This is a genomic window from Acinetobacter sp. WY4 (assembly GCF_018438165.1).
In the GTDB taxonomy this organism is placed as follows: Bacteria; Pseudomonadota; Gammaproteobacteria; order Pseudomonadales; family Moraxellaceae; genus Acinetobacter.
In genome coordinates this window covers 2,850,640-2,869,205 of record NZ_CP053947.1, presented here as the reverse complement: position 1 = coordinate 2,869,205, position 18,566 = coordinate 2,850,640, and the positions used below count along the sequence as shown (strand labels likewise).

8 protein-coding genes and 3 pseudogenes are annotated in these 18,566 nt (G+C 39.8%); 4 read left to right on the top strand and 7 right to left on the bottom strand.

What is annotated here, in order from left to right; genetic code table 11:
* Window positions 1-3 precede the first annotated feature (3 nt).
* Complete coding sequence (locus G4D73_RS13375) at window positions 4-279, bottom strand: hypothetical protein (protein WP_016806891.1); 276 nt, start codon at window positions 277-279, stop codon at window positions 4-6.
* A 64-nt stretch (window positions 280-343) separates the two neighbouring features.
* Here G4D73_RS13375 and G4D73_RS13370 point away from each other — a divergent pair.
* Window positions 344-550 (top strand): annotated as a pseudogene (locus tag G4D73_RS13370) (transposase domain-containing protein); the annotation flags it as partial.
* A gap of 156 nt (window positions 551-706) precedes the next feature.
* Here G4D73_RS13370 and G4D73_RS13365 read toward each other — a convergent pair.
* On the bottom strand, window positions 707-1,321 hold the full coding sequence (locus G4D73_RS13365; protein ID WP_004646188.1) for a hypothetical protein: 615 nt from the start codon (window positions 1,319-1,321) through the stop codon (window positions 707-709).
* Between the two features lie 57 nt (window positions 1,322-1,378).
* On the opposite strand from G4D73_RS13365, the gene G4D73_RS13360 reads away from it, so the two are divergent.
* Window positions 1,379-2,311: an IS5-like element ISAlw1 family transposase gene (locus tag G4D73_RS13360; RefSeq protein WP_004278954.1), complete on the top strand. Its 933-nt coding sequence runs from the start codon at window positions 1,379-1,381 to the stop codon at window positions 2,309-2,311.
* A gap of 189 nt (window positions 2,312-2,500) precedes the next feature.
* Window positions 2,501-5,095 carry an EAL domain-containing protein gene (locus G4D73_RS13355; RefSeq protein ID WP_213686963.1) on the top strand — a complete coding sequence of 865 codons (2,595 nt, stop codon included), beginning with the start codon at window positions 2,501-2,503 and terminating at the stop codon, window positions 5,093-5,095.
* Between the two features lie 177 nt (window positions 5,096-5,272).
* Here the strand turns inward: G4D73_RS13355 and G4D73_RS15730 are convergent.
* Window positions 5,273-5,476: pseudogene (locus G4D73_RS15730) on the bottom strand (DDE-type integrase/transposase/recombinase); the annotation flags it as partial.
* On the opposite strand from G4D73_RS15730, the pseudogene G4D73_RS13345 reads away from it, so the two are divergent.
* Window positions 5,455-5,610 (top strand): annotated as a pseudogene (locus G4D73_RS13345) (anthranilate 1,2-dioxygenase large subunit); the annotation flags it as partial. The pseudogenes G4D73_RS15730 and G4D73_RS13345 overlap by 22 nt on opposite strands.
* A gap of 45 nt (window positions 5,611-5,655) precedes the next feature.
* On the opposite strand, the gene G4D73_RS13340 reads toward G4D73_RS13345, so the two are convergent.
* The 4 genes from G4D73_RS13340 to G4D73_RS13325 all read right to left on the bottom strand — a co-directional run bounded on the left by G4D73_RS13340 (window position 5,656) and on the right by G4D73_RS13325 (window position 18,544).
* Complete coding sequence (locus G4D73_RS13340) at window positions 5,656-8,634, bottom strand: hypothetical protein (protein WP_213686962.1); 2,979 nt, start codon at window positions 8,632-8,634, stop codon at window positions 5,656-5,658.
* The gene (locus G4D73_RS13335) at window positions 8,631-9,716 is read right to left on the bottom strand and encodes an OmpA family protein (RefSeq protein ID WP_228305171.1); all 1,086 of its coding nucleotides are present in this window, start codon (window positions 9,714-9,716) and stop codon (window positions 8,631-8,633) included. Before G4D73_RS13335 ends, G4D73_RS13340 begins: the two co-directional genes overlap by 4 nt.
* Window positions 9,717-9,719: 3 nt before the next feature.
* Window positions 9,720-15,734 (bottom strand): SdrD B-like domain-containing protein, encoded by a 6,015-nt coding sequence (locus tag G4D73_RS13330; protein ID WP_213686961.1) that lies wholly within the window; start codon window positions 15,732-15,734, stop codon window positions 9,720-9,722.
* 98 nt (window positions 15,735-15,832) lie between these two features.
* Complete coding sequence (locus G4D73_RS13325; RefSeq protein WP_213686960.1) at window positions 15,833-18,544, bottom strand: DUF11 domain-containing protein; 2,712 nt, start codon at window positions 18,542-18,544, stop codon at window positions 15,833-15,835.
* Window positions 18,545-18,566: the final 22 nt, after the last annotated feature.

Genomic DNA, 18,566 nt, shown 5'->3' with positions numbered 1-18,566 from the left:
ATATTAATTTTCATATATCCATTGAGCATTCGGCCATTTTTTCTCATCAATAGATTGCTCAACACAACCAATAATTTCGCGTGAAATGATCCTAATATGCTTGGGAATATTTCTTGTAGAGTGCGTTGCTAAAGTAATCACACGAGAAAATGAAGGGTCTAAAATTGGAGTAACTTTAATTAATTCTGCCCTAAACTCATTTATTACAGAAACTAGGGGTAAGATTGTATAACCAAAGTCCTGGATAACTAGCTGTTTTTGTATATTCAAATCATCCAACGCTAAAAAAGCCCCATCGAACCTTTACGGCTGAATTTAAACATCAACTTATTCAGCAATGCCAGCAGCGGGACGAAAGAACTGGCTATTTGCAGGTTCACTGCGCAGTGGTCAACGAGCTGCAAACATCATGACCCTGATCCAGTCAGCAAAGCTGAATTGCTTGGACCCGTATGCCTATTTAAGTGATGTTCTGAAAAAGCTGCCGACACATAAAGTGACCCAGATTGAAGAATTATTGCCACACCGCTGGAAATCCGACCAAAATTAAAAAATAGGCATGGGATTCAGCGGACGCTTACCAGTGAAATCAGCTTATTAAAAAAATTAAAGGTATAGGTTTTCCCCAAGTTACCCGAACATCTATCCAAAAAAAATTCTGCAGATTTTTTTGAACATATAGAAATATATATACTTTCTGAACAGATCAATCACTAAAGTCATCATACTGTTTTAAATTAAGTTTATACAATTTATCCCAATCCATTTCTTGAGTTGGTAAAGGCTTTACTTGAAACGAGTTATAGCCTTTATGATGGGTAGCTTTATAGTTTTTAACAATATCGCGTTGGCTATTATAGTCCAAATGAATGTGCCCATTTTTTATGTTGTTCTTCGGTGTCGTAGAGTGAGGTAAAAGAGATGAGTAACACTCCCAACAATTACTAAAGCCCAAAATTTCCTGATTAATCTCATTAAGATGGATACGTTGATTTTCATCAAAGTCAACTAATTGAATGGTCAAGCGCTTGGTTTCAGGCTCCCTAGCTATCCAGATAGACATATTTGAAATATCAAAATGTTGATGCTTGCCTATATCAATATAAGAGTCACTAGGCAATCTGTTTAAACGTTTGATAAGAATGTTGCCCTGATCACGAATCATCAGATTTGAATATCGTTCAATTCGTGTAATGCCGTCATGACCTTGCTGTAGGTGTTCATAATCAATTTGAAAATGTTCAGCAGCGCGCGCGAAAGGTTTGGGAATGCATAGAATAATCAATACTAAACCGAATACGAACTGGCATTTATTATTCATGGTGGCTTTGTTGCACAAAGCTGTTCGTAAGGTCTAATTCAGCAATATAATTTCCGAATGAAGAAGCCTCCACCTAATATCTACCGTACAATCAACTGGTCCAAATACAATCAAGCCTTAATTAATCGAGGAAACATTTCGATTTGGTTTGATCCCAAGACTCAATGGTACGCTCAACCCAAAGGTAAACATGGTCGAAATCAAACTTATTCAGATACAGCCATCCAATGCTGTTTAATGATTAAATCCTTATTTCGACTCTCTTTACGTATGGTCACTGGCTTTGTGAAAAGTCTCATTAAGCTTTGTGGTTTAGATTGGACAGCGCCAGATTATTCCACCATTTGCAGAAGACAAAAGCATATTGATCTTGTAATTGGCTATCAAAAAAGTAGTGATGGACTACATCTACTTGTGGACTCTACTGGTTTAAAGTTTTTAGGTGAAGGTGAATGGAAACGCAAGAAACATCAGCCTGAATATCGTCGCCAATGGCGAAAACTTCATATCGGTATAGATGCTGAAACCCTACAAATACGATCAGTTCAACTCACGACCAACAATGTGAGTGATTCGCAAGTCCTTGGTGATTTACTAAATCAAATCCCATTGGATGAACAGATTGATTCAGTCTATACAGATGGGGCTTATGACACAAAACAATGCCGTCAGGTCATTGCAGATCGGCAAGCGCATGCAGTGATTCCACCTAGGAAAAATGCGAGACCTTGGAAAGATACAAAAGTTCATTCGCGAGAGCGAAATGAATTACTTCGAACAGTTAAGCATTTAGGAAGAATAATATGGAAAAAATGGTCAGGTTACCATCGGCGCAGTTTGGTTGAAACCAAGATGCATTGCATCAAATTATTGGGGGATAAACTCAGTGCGAGAAACTTTCAAAGCCAAGTCAATGAGATTCATGCACGTGTGGCAGTATTAAATAAATTTACGGAATTAGGCCGACCTCATACCCGAGTTGTGTCTTAAATTTGACTAGCTCAGAGTAGCTTTAATTTTAAATCTTTGTGCAACAAAGCCACTAAAAACCAAAAATAACAGAAAAAAAAATGCCAATTTACACTATTTTTTACTGAAATTGTTACTAATAATTTACAATACTGATCACGCTTTTGAAAAACTATTATCTTAATAAGTAAAGCAAGGATGGCGTGCTATATGAACAGTAATTTCAATCATGATACTAAGGATTACTTATTTAATCTGATTGGCCAATATACAGACATTAATGTATTCTTTGAAACTATCCTTGAGTGGCTTGAATATCAGCTGTCTGAATCATTAATTACTATAAATATCAATTCAAAATTTTATCAGCAGTTAGAATTTAAAAATGGTAGACAAAATTTCTCTCAACAGTTTTGTAAATTGACCAAATATTTGAAAGTGAAAAAAAATCAAGTAATAGATACATCTAGTAGCTTTATACATAACTCAATTATAAATTTCAATTTAATTGATGATCCAAATTGCTTTTCTTATCATATATTGATTAAACCTAAAAGCATGATTAGTTGGTGGTCTATGCCAATTATCAATGCTAAAGGCACTATATATGGGGCTTTTGTAATATATTATCGACCTCCTAAAAAAATATCAGAAAAAAATATTAGAAATTTACAACAGGTTGGAGCATTAATAGCTTTAGCTCTTGAAATAGAAAATGAACGTCAACAAAAAATAGCAATTAATGAAAAATATAGCTCTTTCTATAATTACCATCCTGATGCAATTTTTGAACTAGATACACAGGGCTTCGTACTAAATACCAATATTGCTTGCAAAGAAATTACAGGTTTTTCAGAAGACCAAGTTAAAGGAAAGCATTACTGGGCCCTTATTCCTAAACAATATCATGAGTTAGTGAATACTGCTTTTGAAGAAGCTTTAAAAGGTAAAGCCAAGCATTACGAAATTCCAGCATTTCATGTATCAGGTAAAATTATATGGCTAGATCTTACAAATCTACCGATTATTCAGAACCAGAAAATTACCGGTATGTTTGCTATAGCAAACGACATTACTTCAAGGCATGAAAATAGAGAACGCTTAAGACTATTAGAACGTGGCGTGAATGCAAGTTCAAATGGCATTTTTATTACCGATGCAACTGAAAAGATGCTTATAGTTTATGTCAATCCTGCATTCTTAAAACTTACAGGTTATTCTGAAGAAGATGTTTTAGGTCAAAATTGTTCTTTTTTACAAGGTTCCGATACCGATCCATATCAAGTTGCTGTATTGAAGAAAGCAGTTCTAGAACAAAAAGAAGTTACTGTTACTGTGAAAAATTATTGTAAAGATGGAAGCTGGTTCTGGTGTCGCTTAATGTTGGGTCCAGTATTTGACAATGAAGGTATCTGTACCCACTTTCTAGGCATTCATGAAGATATTACTCAGCAATGTCTTCATGAAGAATATATCAATTATCAAAATAGTCATGATCATTTAACTGGTTTACCGAATCAGACCACTTTTGATCAGCTGCTAGAAACAAATTTTTTAGAAAAACGTAACTCTTTAGTTCATCTTTACTTACTTTATATTGATCTTGATGATTTTAGCTCAATGAATGAAAGTTTAGGATATTTAATAGGAGATAAAATCCTTAGACATGTGGCAAAACGTCTTAAGGAATTTTTAAAACCCGAAGCAATTCTATGCCGTTATATTGAAGATGAATTCGCTTTGCTATTAACTGGCCAATATACGCATACAGAAATAACAGAGATCGCCCAAATAATTCTAGAATTAACTACACAAAATTTCCAGATTGAGAGTCAAACTTTACATTTAAGTGCAAGTATTGGTATAGCAAGTACAAATACTAGTGCAAGGAATTCTTCAGAACTATTACATCACTCTATTAAAGCAATGAAACAAGCAAAGAAACAAGGCCGAAACACCTGGTATTGGTATGAAGAGAGTAATTGTAAAAATACTTTAGAAAATAATTATGCATACCTTCGCTTAGAACTTATGGCCGCAGTTAAATCTCAACAATTTGAACTTTTTTACCAACCTTTAGTTCAGCCTCTGACTGGTAACGTTAAAGGTGTGGAAGCACTTATTAGATGGCATCATCCTCAACAAGGATATATCTTTCCTGATGTGTTTATTCCTTTAGCAGAAAGAACTGGACAGATAATACTTATTAGTCAATGGGTATTAAAAAAAGCTTGCATAGATATTGCAACGTTCAACAGGTTAAATAGGAGCCGTATCAGTGTGTCAGTAAATATTTCGCCTCTACAATTTGGTAGAGCAGATTTCTTAGAAGAACTTAGAAATGCATTAAATATAAGCCAATTACCACCAGAACTACTTAAAATTGAAATTACTGAGGGAGTGATTATTAATGGAGCAGATCGAGCTGTAGAAATTTTAAAATTAGTCCGTGCTTTAGGGGTTCAAGTAGCAATCGATGATTTTGGTACAGGTTATTCCAGCCTGAGTTACCTCCGTCAACTGCCTATCAATCAAATAAAATTAGATAAAAGCTTTATTGATAATCTCACTACTAATCAACAAGATGAGGCTATCACCACATCAATTATTCATTTGGCTCAACAACTTAATTTGGAAGTTGTGGCCGAAGGCGTAGAAACTGTTGAACAGGCCATTCTGCTCTATCAACATAAATGTGATCTCTTACAAGGTTACTTTTATGCAAGACCTGCAATTTTAGAGAACTTACAACTAAAATATACTCCTTCAGTAGAAACAAGAATAGATTTAAAAATATCACTATAGTAACCATGTTTCTGAAAGTGAACCGTACCGGGTTTGTCGGAGACAGTTTATTTAAGTTAAGCAACCTGATCTAAGGATTGCATCTTTTCATAATACGTTGACGTTGCTTCAAACTTAAATAGCGAAACATATCCAATCGTACTATGCAGCCGTTTTTTGTTAAACCTATCTACGTAGTTCAAGTGCATCCAGAACCATATCTGTATTCATCCGTGTCGATACCTTCCAACCTACAATTGCCCGTGAAAATACATCAATAACAAATGCAGTATAGACTCAACCTGAATTCGTCTGAATATATGTGAAGTCAGTAACCCATAGGTGGTTTGGTTGCTTTGCACTGAAATCACGTTTCAACAGATCATCAGCTCGTTTTTGATTTAATGGTTGAGCAGTCACCAACGGGTGAGCTTGAAGTCTGGCAAGGTAAATCAGCTACTACCTTTGCAGGCAACTGGAAATTACAGAATGAAAATGGTTTAGATAGTTATAACGTTAGTACAGGGCACTACCATGATAGGAACATCATAAATTAGACAATCATTATCATGTTAAACCTCTCATTGCATTTTGATGCCAAAATACAGAGACTTTTCCTGTTGTGATAACAGCTCTTTTAATATTGTCTTAATTTTAGCTGTGCTATCATCCTCAATTGTATTGTTGCTACTATGGGTAATGTTTTGACCATTACTTCCTACAATTGGCAATATACCTGGAAGAGCCCATTGCTGGGTATAAGCGGGATACATATCATTAATCACTACATTGCTTAATGCCATACTGCCAGTATTTTTCACCATAATCCGGTAAATCAGACATTGATTCGGTTTCAGGTTTTCATTTTGTACGGTATACGTTGCATTGATCACTGCCGCGGCATTTGCCATACTGCAATTTTCAACTTTGAATTGCGATTTCATAATTTTTAACTGATTCGGACTGACCGTAATCAAGTTCGTATTACTTAAATCAGCTAATGTCATGTCTTTCCCTACATTATCCGGCTTGGCAATCAGCTTAACTTGACTACTCATACCATTGTTGGCCGTTGATGGGGCTTCAACTTTAATCAATAAAGTGACCGATTTATTCGGTTCAATGATATTGCTTAATTCTGTCTCTGTGCCGGATAGCAAAGTATCACCTGCATCTAGCGTGTCATTGCCATTTTGATCCAAAAACAGGGTGTATAAAAAGCCATCGGCACGATTGACTGGGTTAAGATTGACTTTTACTTTAGTTTCATTTTCCACGCCATAATTGGTCAGACGGTGCAAGAACACATAGCTTCCCCCGATCCCCACCTGTGCACTTTGATCATTGCTTAATTCCAATGCACGTTTCTGAGGCTGGGGAATCACGGCATCCAGAATAATGTCAGCCAAGCCCGATTGAAGTGACTCAATTGCAAACCAGATATTGGTGGTCGTTGTCACAGAAGAATAAACGGTCACGACTGCGCAGAGCTGTGTAGTGTTATTGGCGGCAACATTCAGTTGAGTAATCTGCTGAGCACTTATACCCGTTTTACACTGTGCAAGATCTGCCTTATAAAATTCAATTTTTAAACCAGAACTAAAGGGAGTAATACTATTTTTAACCAAGGTTGAATAGTCACCCGTCCCCAGTGTTGGTTCAATTTTGCTACTAGAGGCATACAGTTGATAATCCTGTGCCAAATTGCCGTAATTCTGAATATTGAGCGGGAAATAAACTTTGGTGTTACTGTCTGATTTTTGAGTCCAAAGTGGTGTGGAACCGGTTCTACCCTCTTTTCCAATTACAAACATGCCAATACCTGTTTCTGTTACGGGTGCACCTGTTTTGTTATTGGACAGATCAGTTTTGGTAGCCATCATTGTTTTTACAGTGGATGTATTATTGCTCGAGTCAATATCAGTTGAAGTGGTTGTCACTAGTGCATTATTCACTACATAACCAGTATATTCTCCTGTTGCATCTTCCTTGGCTTTTAGCTTATTTAGAGTAAATTTATACTTGGCGAGCCCTTTGATAGTACCCAGATTTAATCCACCAGATGAAAATAATTTAGTTACTGCATCATTAGGTAAAGTCGGGCAAGTTGATGTTGTTCCTTCATTAGTTATAGCTTCACAGCTTAAAGTTGCCGCATTTACACCCGCTGTTTCATAAGCTAAATTAGCAAGAATATTATCTTTTAAAATAACTTCATCAGCATCCACTTTAGTCTTGTTGGTTAATTCCAGCGTGTAAGCAAGATATTGGTCTTTATACACTTTAGATAATGATTCTGAAGTTAAGCTCTTAATTATTTCTAGATCGGTATCATCCTCCTCAATAGTAAAATTTAAAGAATTGTTTAGAGAAGCCTGGCTACAAGTGTCCAATGCAACGGGGATGACACTTGCCATCGTGGCAAATTTAATAGGTAAAGTTTTATTTCCTAAGGATTGCTTATTATCTTTAAACTCTAGGACCAAACCATTAAATTCCACACCCTGTTCATAATTTAAACCTGAGTTATAATCAGGTTTATAAGAAAAAGTAACTTCCCCGGTACTTGTATTATAATTTAGTCCATCATCTACAGTCAGTTCTGTAAAAGTCGTCCCCGTCGCACCATTACGCTTCTTTAGAACATAATCAACATTATAGATTGCTCGTTCCACCATAGGAACACTATCTGCATAAGCAATATTAAATTTCAAGGTCGGCATTGCAGTTGATGTTACATTCCCCACCATTTTAAACAATAAAGGCACTGTCCCAGTTGCATTTTCAAAGGCACTTCCATTATTAGCACTAAATTCAACCACAGGTTTTAAATCTGTAATCGTAATATCATCAAGGAAGTTTCCTTGTGTGCCAGATGTGAGAGCCTGAAAACCCAAAGAATAAACACCTGAGGCTTGGCTGACTTTAATAGTGCCCGAATATGGCTTCCATGAATATAAAGAACTACCTGAAGTTGTTGCTATATTCTGTTTGCTTGTATAGCTACGCGCAGCATTTGTGGTTGTATCCGTGACAATACCTATCGAAAAACTTGCCTGCTCACTCGTACTAATACGGCGAGTATGCTTAAAAGAATAATTAAAACTTTCATCCTGAATTAAACAGACATTTTGATATAAGGTTGATGATTCTTCAGCATTGAGTTCTGCATATTGATTTGCTGAACTCGATGTATAATCACCTCCATTGGCAACTTGCCATGTTGAATTAGCATATGCTCCTTGACCACGCCAAATTTCAATCAATCGGCCTGCCTGCCAAAAATTATCAGCCGTCATAACTCTATGCGTTGTTTTCCAGCCTGTAACCAATTGTTCTGGGAGCGCTACATTTTTGGCACCACTACCAGACTTACCATTTTGCTGATAATTAACATAAATATTCGGCTGACTGAAATCTAAATTTAAAAAACTACGTTGAATTAGGTTTGGATCTGTGGTTGTTGTTAGCTGTTTATCCGCCGCTGCATAAACTTGCGCCATACCGCCGAGCAATAAAACTGTAGATGCCAAAACATGAGGTAAATATCGCTTGATCATACTGTTATTTCACCTTCACTTTTTGCTGTCTTGACTATTTGTAAATCTTGCCACTGCGGTAGATATTTAATTTCAACCCCATGTGCATCTGCAACCTGCAGAACCACCCGACGGCTTTTAGCTTCAGCTTTTTTCATTTCTGTATCAGTTTGAAAATCAACTGTACCCTTGGCTTCAGTCGTAATATTTGCAATATCCATACCCTGTACTATAAGATAATCTTGCACTGACTGAACACGGCGCTGTGCCAGCTGTATGTTATAGCTCGGGCTTGCATGCCGATCGGTATAACCCTTTAAAACAACAGACAATTGTGGATATTGTTTCAATTGGGCTACCCATTGTTGCAGAATCGTCTGACTGGCTGGGCTTAAATCTGCACTGTCCCGGGCAAAATGTACAATATTATTGATCTTTAAACTATTAGACTGTTGATTTAATTGTACTTTAGCTAGAGGCCAAAATTTAGAATTTACCCCCTGACAGCCCTCTTCATTGAGCTGCTGCACTGAAGGCAACTGCTCTGGCTGCCATCTGATATCGGTGCGCTGTACACCTGTAGATTCAACCACCTGATATAAAGCCTGTTGCACCGCATTAAAAGGTTCTTGGGAATGTCTCCAGCCCAACTCGCAATATTCTGCTGCAGCCCAAACCAGCATTACTTCTGCATGTGCCAGACTTTCGGGCGCTTTATCAATGGCACCCTGCTGTTTCAAGTACTCCACTTGCCACCATAAATCCCGACGCATGACTTGTGACACGCTTAAGATTGGCGTGGTTAAACTCAAATTTTGCTTGGACTGCAATCCACTGACAATACTTTGGGCCTGTTGCAAAGCTTCCTGCCCTGCAACGGTTAAACTGCGTTCGGATTGTTGATTGACTGCATAACTTAACCACATTTTTGCCTTGTAAGCGTGATAGCGCGTCAGTGCATCAGCATCAACATCAGTATATTGTTGTAAAGTAATGGATAAGGTATCTATTTGACGTTGAGCATCAGCAGCTGAAAAGGGTTCAGCATACACCAAGCTGTTCCCTAAAAATAAAGCTGCAAGTAGTCCAGTAAGTTGTTTCATGTTCTATCGTCCCTGTTCTGGCTCTAAAGCAAAGTTTGTGTTTGCCGAACGGCGACCAAACAGATCTTCATCAAACTTGAATCTGAATCTTAAATACGCACCTTCACCGGTTGAACTGGTATTTGCCAGTTCATCATCCTGATACCCCATAAAGTTATAACCTGCCGAGACCCAAAGATTGGTTGCCAGTAAATAGCCCAATTCTGCCCCGACCAAATAGCGTGTACCTGCACCGCGGTTAGCCCACAAAGTGCCCGCTTGTACGCTCATGTCCCAACGTTCATTGATGTCATAAATTACCCGACCGCTGAACAATTGCGTTAGAGCATTGCTAGTAATATGATCTTCATCGAGCTCAGACCATTTTGCGGCATATTGACCCGATAAAGTCAGACGGCGCTGTGGATGATAATTCGCATGTACAGAAGTCACATAGGCTTCACGCTTGTATTCTGCTTCTAAATCAGTGGCATTATTTTCATAGTAATATTCAATTTTCGACAAGATATCGAGTTTATTTTGATCATAATCGCGCCATGCATAACCGAGCTGGAAACGGTTGCGTAAGTGATCACCCTGATTTGCTGCTTTATTATCGACAAAGTTCAGCGTGTTTTTAGTCAGTACGGTGGCATCATCGGAGAGCTTATAGGCATAACCAATGGTATTGATCAGGGTATCTGAAGTGTCAGAGCGGCGGCCTTCCAAACGGGTGGTCGCTTTCCAATTCTCATGAACTAAATATTCAAGCCCAAGACTCAGTGCAGTGGCATCGTTCTTGGTATTGTCTTCATTTTTAGATAAAGACTGGATACGCTCAAAACTGCTACTGACATAGACACGCGGTTTTAACTGCCAGCGGTTACGCAATCCCAATGCTGCTTCAGCTTCACGGTCACTGATGCCATCCGCAACACGATATTCACTGAATGCTGAACCATCTTTCATATAGTTGCTGGAAATACCAAACACCGTGCTGTTGGTTTCTTCCGTGCTATTCATGGAATACAGGCCATCAATTGCTGAAATTACTTCGTGGCGGGCATAAATTTCAGTATTCGGTAAAACTTTTGCCGTTCCCCCCACCGATAAAACCTGTTTGTCGGAATTGGATAAATCCTGTTCGTATTCAATAAAAGCCGATGCGCCTTTCCAAGGCAGATTACCAGTAAATTTGATACGCCCAGTCGTGCCATTATATGGACCCAGATTTTCTGTCGCTAAAGTTGCCGCAGCACTGGTTTCATCATAATGACGCAGCCCTAATTCGACCGCGAGAATTTTAAAGAAATTACGTTCCAGACTTGTAGACAATCCGGTACGAACGCCGTTATTTTCTTGATCTTCAGTACGAATTGCTTCAATACGAGCCAGGCCCAGTTTTGCAATGGGTGCTGAAGCCTTGATGCCACTTTCTTTACGTCCTGCACTAATGGTTGCCGCATCATTCTGGAAACCTTCTTCGGCTTGCTGGTGATAGGCACGAACATGGGCAAAGCTCGGTGCATATTCAAATTCGACCCGTGCAGCAGTACCTTGGTCTTTGTCACGATTTGAATCACTATTGATCTGAGTACTCTGATCTGCCGTAGAGTCGGTATTTTTAGACTGTGCCACTTCGGCAATGAATTTACCGTATTGCCCAACTTTCACCACGGTATTTAAACTGGCAATCTGTTCCTGATTTAATGGATCATTACTTTGCACAAATGAACCACCCATTTTCAGATGGCTCTTCATGGCATAACTAAAACTCATCCCGCCGACTTGATATTCTTCACCAATTTCATCCGCTTCCACCGTAATACGGATAAAGTTTGGATTCAGGTCTTGATCGACACTGGCGATAGCCTGTTTTAGGTAAATACTGTTGCTATAGGTGTCGACTTCATAATCGCTAAAACGGGTAAGGATTTGTTTGGCAATAATCAACCCCGGATTATTACGATCGCGGGTCAGAATCTCGACTTTTTCACTATTGTCTAAAATAAGTTCACTTGAAATTGAACCCAGACTGTAGGGACCAGAAATACCCAGTGCACGATTTTCTGTCACCACTTGACGCGATTTGGTTTCAGCCACAAATGCTGATGCCTGAAACTTATCTCCTTCATGTCCCACTTTCAGACCAGTCAATGAACGGTTATATTGCCCTAAAGCCAGACCTTCATCTTTTTCTGTACGGGTCACATAGTCGCCATACATCGCATATGAACGGCCTTTGTCTAAGCGTACATACAATTTGCTGGTCGATTGGGCTTCAAAGCCTTTTGCCGCTGCATCACCATATACCGGATAATATTCATCAGGTTGAATATCGCGGAACAGGCGCTGCTTGGAACTTTTATTAGAATCATAAGCCAGGGTTAACAGATAATCGCCTCGGACTTTTCCTTTCAGGAACATTGCAGTGCGACCGGTCAATGAGGTGTCATCACCCCACTCGGCAATTTCATTCAGCTCATCTTCAAAACCATCATTACGATTCACACTATGCAACTGTGTATTATCAAAATTATTAAAGTTAATTGAACCTTCAATTAAACCTACGGCAATCAGCGGACGTAAATCCGCCTGAAACTGAATGTCGATTTCTTCTTTGATTAAACCACTGCTAACGCGTAGTTTTCCACGTGCAGGCGCATTCGGTGCAAGAATCGGAATAATCATCTCGCCGCCATCAATGAAGCTTTGAATGCCCGGTTCATTTGGATTTAAATCTGGAAGATCAATAATCCCAATATCACTTTCTAGAGTGATCGAGGTACGGGTGGCCACCTTGATGCCTTGTTTGTCTTGCAACTGAACGCGCAGCTGCATCACATCACGGCCATTGGCCATGACCGGGATTGGCGCTTGCTGTAATTTCAGCTGATGAATTTCATCTGGAACAATGACTTGAATGTGGTGGCTTTCACGAACATTACCAGCAAAATCTAATTGTTCAGCACGAATGCTGTTTTTACCGACTTTTAATGCCACTCCGACATATTCAACGCCTTGCTTACGATGCTCATCCAGGATGGCTAATTTACCCCGTTGTTTATCTGCCACCACCACGTCATTGACTAAAACACGCTGTGTCGCACCTGCTGCACCTTGAACCTGAATCGTCGTTTGTGCATGAGGTAGAACCTGTCCTTCTTTTAAGTTTAAAATTTCTAAAGCGTTGTTGTCGCTACGCTTTAAATATTCTTCAAGATTCACTAAAACAGGCGGTTTTACCGGATCAATCAACAATTGCGGTTGTTTTTGTGCAGCAAAATCACCCCGATTCAATAAGCAATTCTGATCATTGTCATTTGCCAAACAGCCTTGGGTGTTTTCTGAACGGGTGCTGCTTTCCAGATAGCTCGGTACATCAATAGAAAGTTGCTTGTTAATCGCTTTTTCAAGATTTAAATTGCTGCTGTTAATTTTTTCCTGACGCTGTTTGATTGCATCCGTTAAGGGTGCAGAACAGGCCTCTACCTGATTCGCCATGGCGAAATCAGCACGATGCAATTCGCCACGTTTGACATCGACAAAGCGGCTGGATGGATCACCAGCATTTCGGTTGGACTGAGTCAGCAACTCTACGCCTGCAGGTAAGGTGGTGCGGTCAATTTTAAGCACATGGGTTTTTGCTGACACGCCGTAAAAGTCATATTTACCTTCACGGTCCGTGATGACATAACTGCCATCTTCCATGTAGAGACGGACACCCGGCACACCCAACTCGCCTTTATCCTGTATGCCATTACGGTTACAGTCGGTATAAACTTTACCTACCACAAATGCATCGGCACTAAATGCACCCGGACGAACTTTAACTTTAGCCTGTGCTTCATTTGAACTGAGACCAGAACCATCTACTGCACGAGCCCGGTTAATCCCATCTCCATTTAAAGCATTGGGTCCGACTAGAACACGGTATTCAATTTTGGCGCTGGCATTGACTGCAAGATCACCCAAACCCAGCGTTAAATAAGGGCCTTTGCCACCTTCAGGGTCTGCCACGGGTTTGCCATCAATACGCATGGTATTTGGCACATAGCTAAAACCACGCGGTAAACTGTCTTGCAATTTAACATCACGTGCAAGTACATCACCTTTATTACTCACGGTAATGCTGTAATTGGTGAAATCACCCAATTCGATACTGCTATCACGTGCAGTTTTTTGTACCATCAAACCCGATTGGCTTAATAGCGGGTCAATCGGAATATCGATATTCAATGCCGGACTGCTGGATGTCAGGGTAAATATGCCGCCATAAGAATATTGCGAATGTACCGCCATGCCGTTAAATGAGCTGATCGGATAAACCACCTGATCACTAACAAAACTATATTGATGAGTAGCAATTGTTGAGGTATCGACTAACAATTTATAGTTACCCGGAATCACTTGCGGATAAACAAACTCACCTGTCGCAGACGTTACCTGTTTTGCAGGAATTGAACGTAAAGCCCCCGTGGTACGGTCAACTTCAAAAGCCACATTATTACCGACCGGCTGATCATTTTCATCCACCAGTATAACGGTTGCCCCAGCCACAGGCTTTTTCGTTTTTGCATCGAAAATAATGCCGTATGGATCAATTAATATCTGCGTTGAAATATCATTAATCGGTGTAGTGGCCTGACCTTGCTCGTCGACGCATTCAACCAGACTCGCTGTAACCTCATCACGTTTAAGCGTTTGTAAAACAGCATCATTCAGATTTTTTTCTGCATTTTCTTCAGTAGCTAAACTAAATTGGAACAGACCAGTATTTTCACCACTTTCCATGGCGGAAATAATAACAATATCACCCGTCAATTTAGACTGAATACGAATGCGTGCCTGCTCTTTGCTAAAACGGTTGGCATTACAAACCGCGGCATTGGTTTTTAAATAAATTGGTTCATTAACTTTGCCGGTATACAAGCTGATTTTAAAATCATTTGTGGTGCTATTTAAAGTTGGCTGACCTACAACCTTGGTTTCAACTTTATTGGACAAGGTTTTTTGATTCACTTGTCCTTTTTGATGCAGAACATAAGCTCCATTCACCAATGTGGTATAGCTAATGGTCGGTTGAGTTTTAACCTTTAACTTAATCTCGCTTTTTTGACCGGCCGCAAATGGTTTTTTATAAGCAACGACGGCATAGCCAATTTGGCTTTTATCCTGAGGTAAATGACTTGAATATTGTCCTTCTGCCAACTTATGCAAAACCAGTGTATTAGAAGCCAGATCTGAAACCTGAATATCTTCAAAAACAGTATTTGCCGGCAAAGGATCTTCAACAATCACCCATGATTGTTCCTGTCCATCCACCGTGACTGTTGCAGGTGATACCGGTAATGATGCCGAGTTGGTTACCGTCAAAGTATAATTCAGGGTTTGTGCCTGCTGAGTTATGCTAAGCAGTTGTTGGTCTACGGCTTTTTCTATTTTTAACTTTGCTTCAAAGACCTGTACAGGGTCTTGCACTGTTTTTTGTTGTTGCGGTTCTTCACGAATCTGTGCGGTTAAAGGAAGCTCTAACTTGGACTGATCGGGAGTTTGTAATGAGGTATCTGCCACGACCCATAAGTGTACAGTTTGATTGGGTTGTAATTCTAATCCATCTTTAACCAGGGTATCTGAAATATCCAGGACACCATCTTGATTGGCATCTAAATAGATTTTTAAATTGGATAAATGGTTAATAGCCGCGGTTTTAAAATCAAACCACGCATTTGTATTACTGGTATTGGTCACCTGATTTAACCAGATGACTTTTGAACCCGCTTCTACTTGCTGGAGCTGATCTGGAAATAGTTCAAGACCATAGAACTTTGCAATTTCGATATTGACTGCATTGGATTGAGTTGTTCGCAGTAATTGTCCACCTTTCAAATCACTAACTTCAAAACTTGCATAAGCAATATTCTGAATCATTTGTCCAGCCATAGGCATCGCAGCATGACCGTGCTGTGCAAAGAACAAAGCAGATGCAAGTGCAGACAAAGATAATGTCTCCACTTTCTTATTCATTGCTTTTTTCATTGCCACACCCCAAAACCGAAAATACGAAAATACAAATAATTAGAACAAACGAATCGAGTCCCTCTTTTCGAAAAAAGAGGGAGAAGAGTTTTTAAAGATTATGGAGTGGTTACGCTGTCATCAATTTTTACAGCAAACTCTAAAGTTGCTGATGTTGCCGGAGTCAAGGTATTCACGGTAGAACTCACCTGACCATTGGTTTGAGTTGCAGACGATGGCTTCAATGATCCTGGAAATAGCTTGGTATAACTTGGTACCATATCGGAAATCACGATATTGGTTGCATTTGCATTACCATCATTGGTGGCTACAATTTTGTAGTACACACATTGACCTGGTTTTGCCTGTAAATCAGTTGTTCCATAAACTGTTGGAGTCGTTGTACAGTCTGCTACAGCCTGAGTCTTAACCAACCGGATCTGACCTAAGTTAATCACCGTGCGGTCCGTTACAATCACATCCGCAGGCTTGTTACTTCCTGTAGGCTTGAACGTCACAATCGTAGTATCCGCCTCACCCGCTGTTGCCGTGGCAGGTGCTTCTACCTTGACCAAAATTGTGACTGACTCATTTTGTGATAAACCAGCCCCATTGGTTTGTGCTAATAAAGCAGTCAAAGAGGCATTACGCTCTGCAGCAGTCGCACCTATCACCAGTTCATTGGCATCAACCATGCCATTCTTATTCAGGTCAACGTAAACTGAGGTATTCATACCTGATAAAGTAGAAGACCAGTTAATTTCGACTGGATATTTGGTTTCACCTTCCAGTACATTTCCCGTATTGGTTAATGTGTGGCTGTATACTGTTGTACCACCTGGTGCAATTTGACCTTGACGGTCTGGAGTAAAGGTCAGTTGACGTTGTTCAGCCACTTTGACATTAAAGGTAATATCATCCTTCGTACCTGTAGCAGGCGAAGAAATCTCGACCTTAATATCTTTACCAGTAACTATATCTGCAGGCGTTCCGGCAGGAGGCGTCACGATTAAACAGAAACTTTTTGCAGCCCCATTGGCAATGTTGCCAGAATTGGTCACTTTAGTTGCAGTACAGTTGCCTAAGCCATCTTTTTCAAAAACTTCAGCAGTCCAGCCTGTAGGGATATTTGGAACATTAATAATATAATTATCCGGAATGTTGCCGGTATTTTTGATCGTAATATCAAAAGTTGCTGGGATTGCCGGTGGTGTAGTTACAGTTTTTACAGATGTTGAATTACCCGGACCCGTACCCAGTTCTGTCGTTGAATCAGGTTTGCTAACCAAGTCCACCGTATTTGCCTGTAAGCTGGAAACAACTAGAGTTAAATTGTCTGTACCTTTGTTCGCATCAGAAGTACTGGTCAAAATAATTTGATTATTATTGACTACTGCGCCGTTCTGGAAAGTGACGCGAACGATATATTTCTCATAGCTACCAGCTGCAATTGGACCGGTATTATTCGACGTTACAGGCGTTTTCCCGTCCGCTTTAAGAATTTCAACAATACTGCCTGCTGGCAAACTTGTTTTATCTACAGTAAGCGTATAAGAATCTGCTGTGTTGCCCCGGTTATGTACAACAATCATATTACCTTCTGTTGTACTGTCACCAAATATAACAGGAACACCTTGTTTACCTGCCAAGGTAATAAGGTCATCCACTGGAGCACCTGGAATAGTGCCATCTTTAAAGTTGTTTAATACAGAGTCATTAATCGAACCATCAAATTTTCCTGTTACAGTCACAATCGATGGATTCGATGGAACAGTCGTAGGATCAGTCGGTGTGGTATCCGGCACATCGGTGATCACTAATGGAATATTCGGTCCACCAGAAGTACCGGGTTTACCATCCGGATCGACATAGGCAGTATTTTTGATATCTCCCGCACTGGTGCTATCTAAAACTTTAACTTTAAAAGTCAACTTGCCTGAGGTATTTGCTGCAACACTGTCAATATTAAAAAGGAATTTATTTCCGCTGACTTCAAACTTGTCTAAAGCATCTTTTGCATCGGTGAGTGCCACTGAACTGCCATTATAACGTGCAGATCCAGCAACAAATTGCACAGTAGCGGGCAATACGTCAAAGATTGCCACATTGGTTGCAGCTGCATTACCTGTATTTTTAAAAGTTAAAGTATATTCAACTTCCTGCCCTGCTTGAGTCACACTTACACTGGCAGCTTTGGTAATTTGCATTACTGCACCAGTGGTAATGGTCGTAGTGTCGATATTACTTTTCGTTACAGCACTTGAATCATATAAAGCAACTGACTGAGCTGTCACTGATACCTGTAACTTATCAAGCTGGTTAGCAAGCGCCGTGCTTGGTGTGGTTGCTACCACGACTAAACCCACAGATTCCCCTGCTGCAAGTTCAATCCGGTCAGCAGCTGTTAATGCGACTTTACTGTCCGCAACCCCATCTTTATTGCGGTCAATATATATTGCAAACTTGCCATTTTCGAAATCAAATGTTGTGGTTGCGTCATCTATATCGGTAAGCGAAATCGCAAATTTATCCGATCCGTTACCGGTATTGGTTAAGATATGTGAAAAAGTTACCTGACCATTTGCTGTTGTCTGCGCAGCACGGTTAGCTTCAAGTGTAAAACTACCGACTTGAGCGACCAGCGTTTTTACTTCATTAGACGTTACCACACGTTCTGTACCGGTATTGTCAGTATAAGATGCAGTTGCAACGTTACTGATATTCGTACCAGCTAAAGGTGCAGCAGCTATAGCTTGACTACCCAGCAGCGATACTCCACCCATTACTACCAGAGATGCAGCAATTTTAGTTAATTGAAAATTATTTTTCATAAAGAACCCAACAATAAAGCCG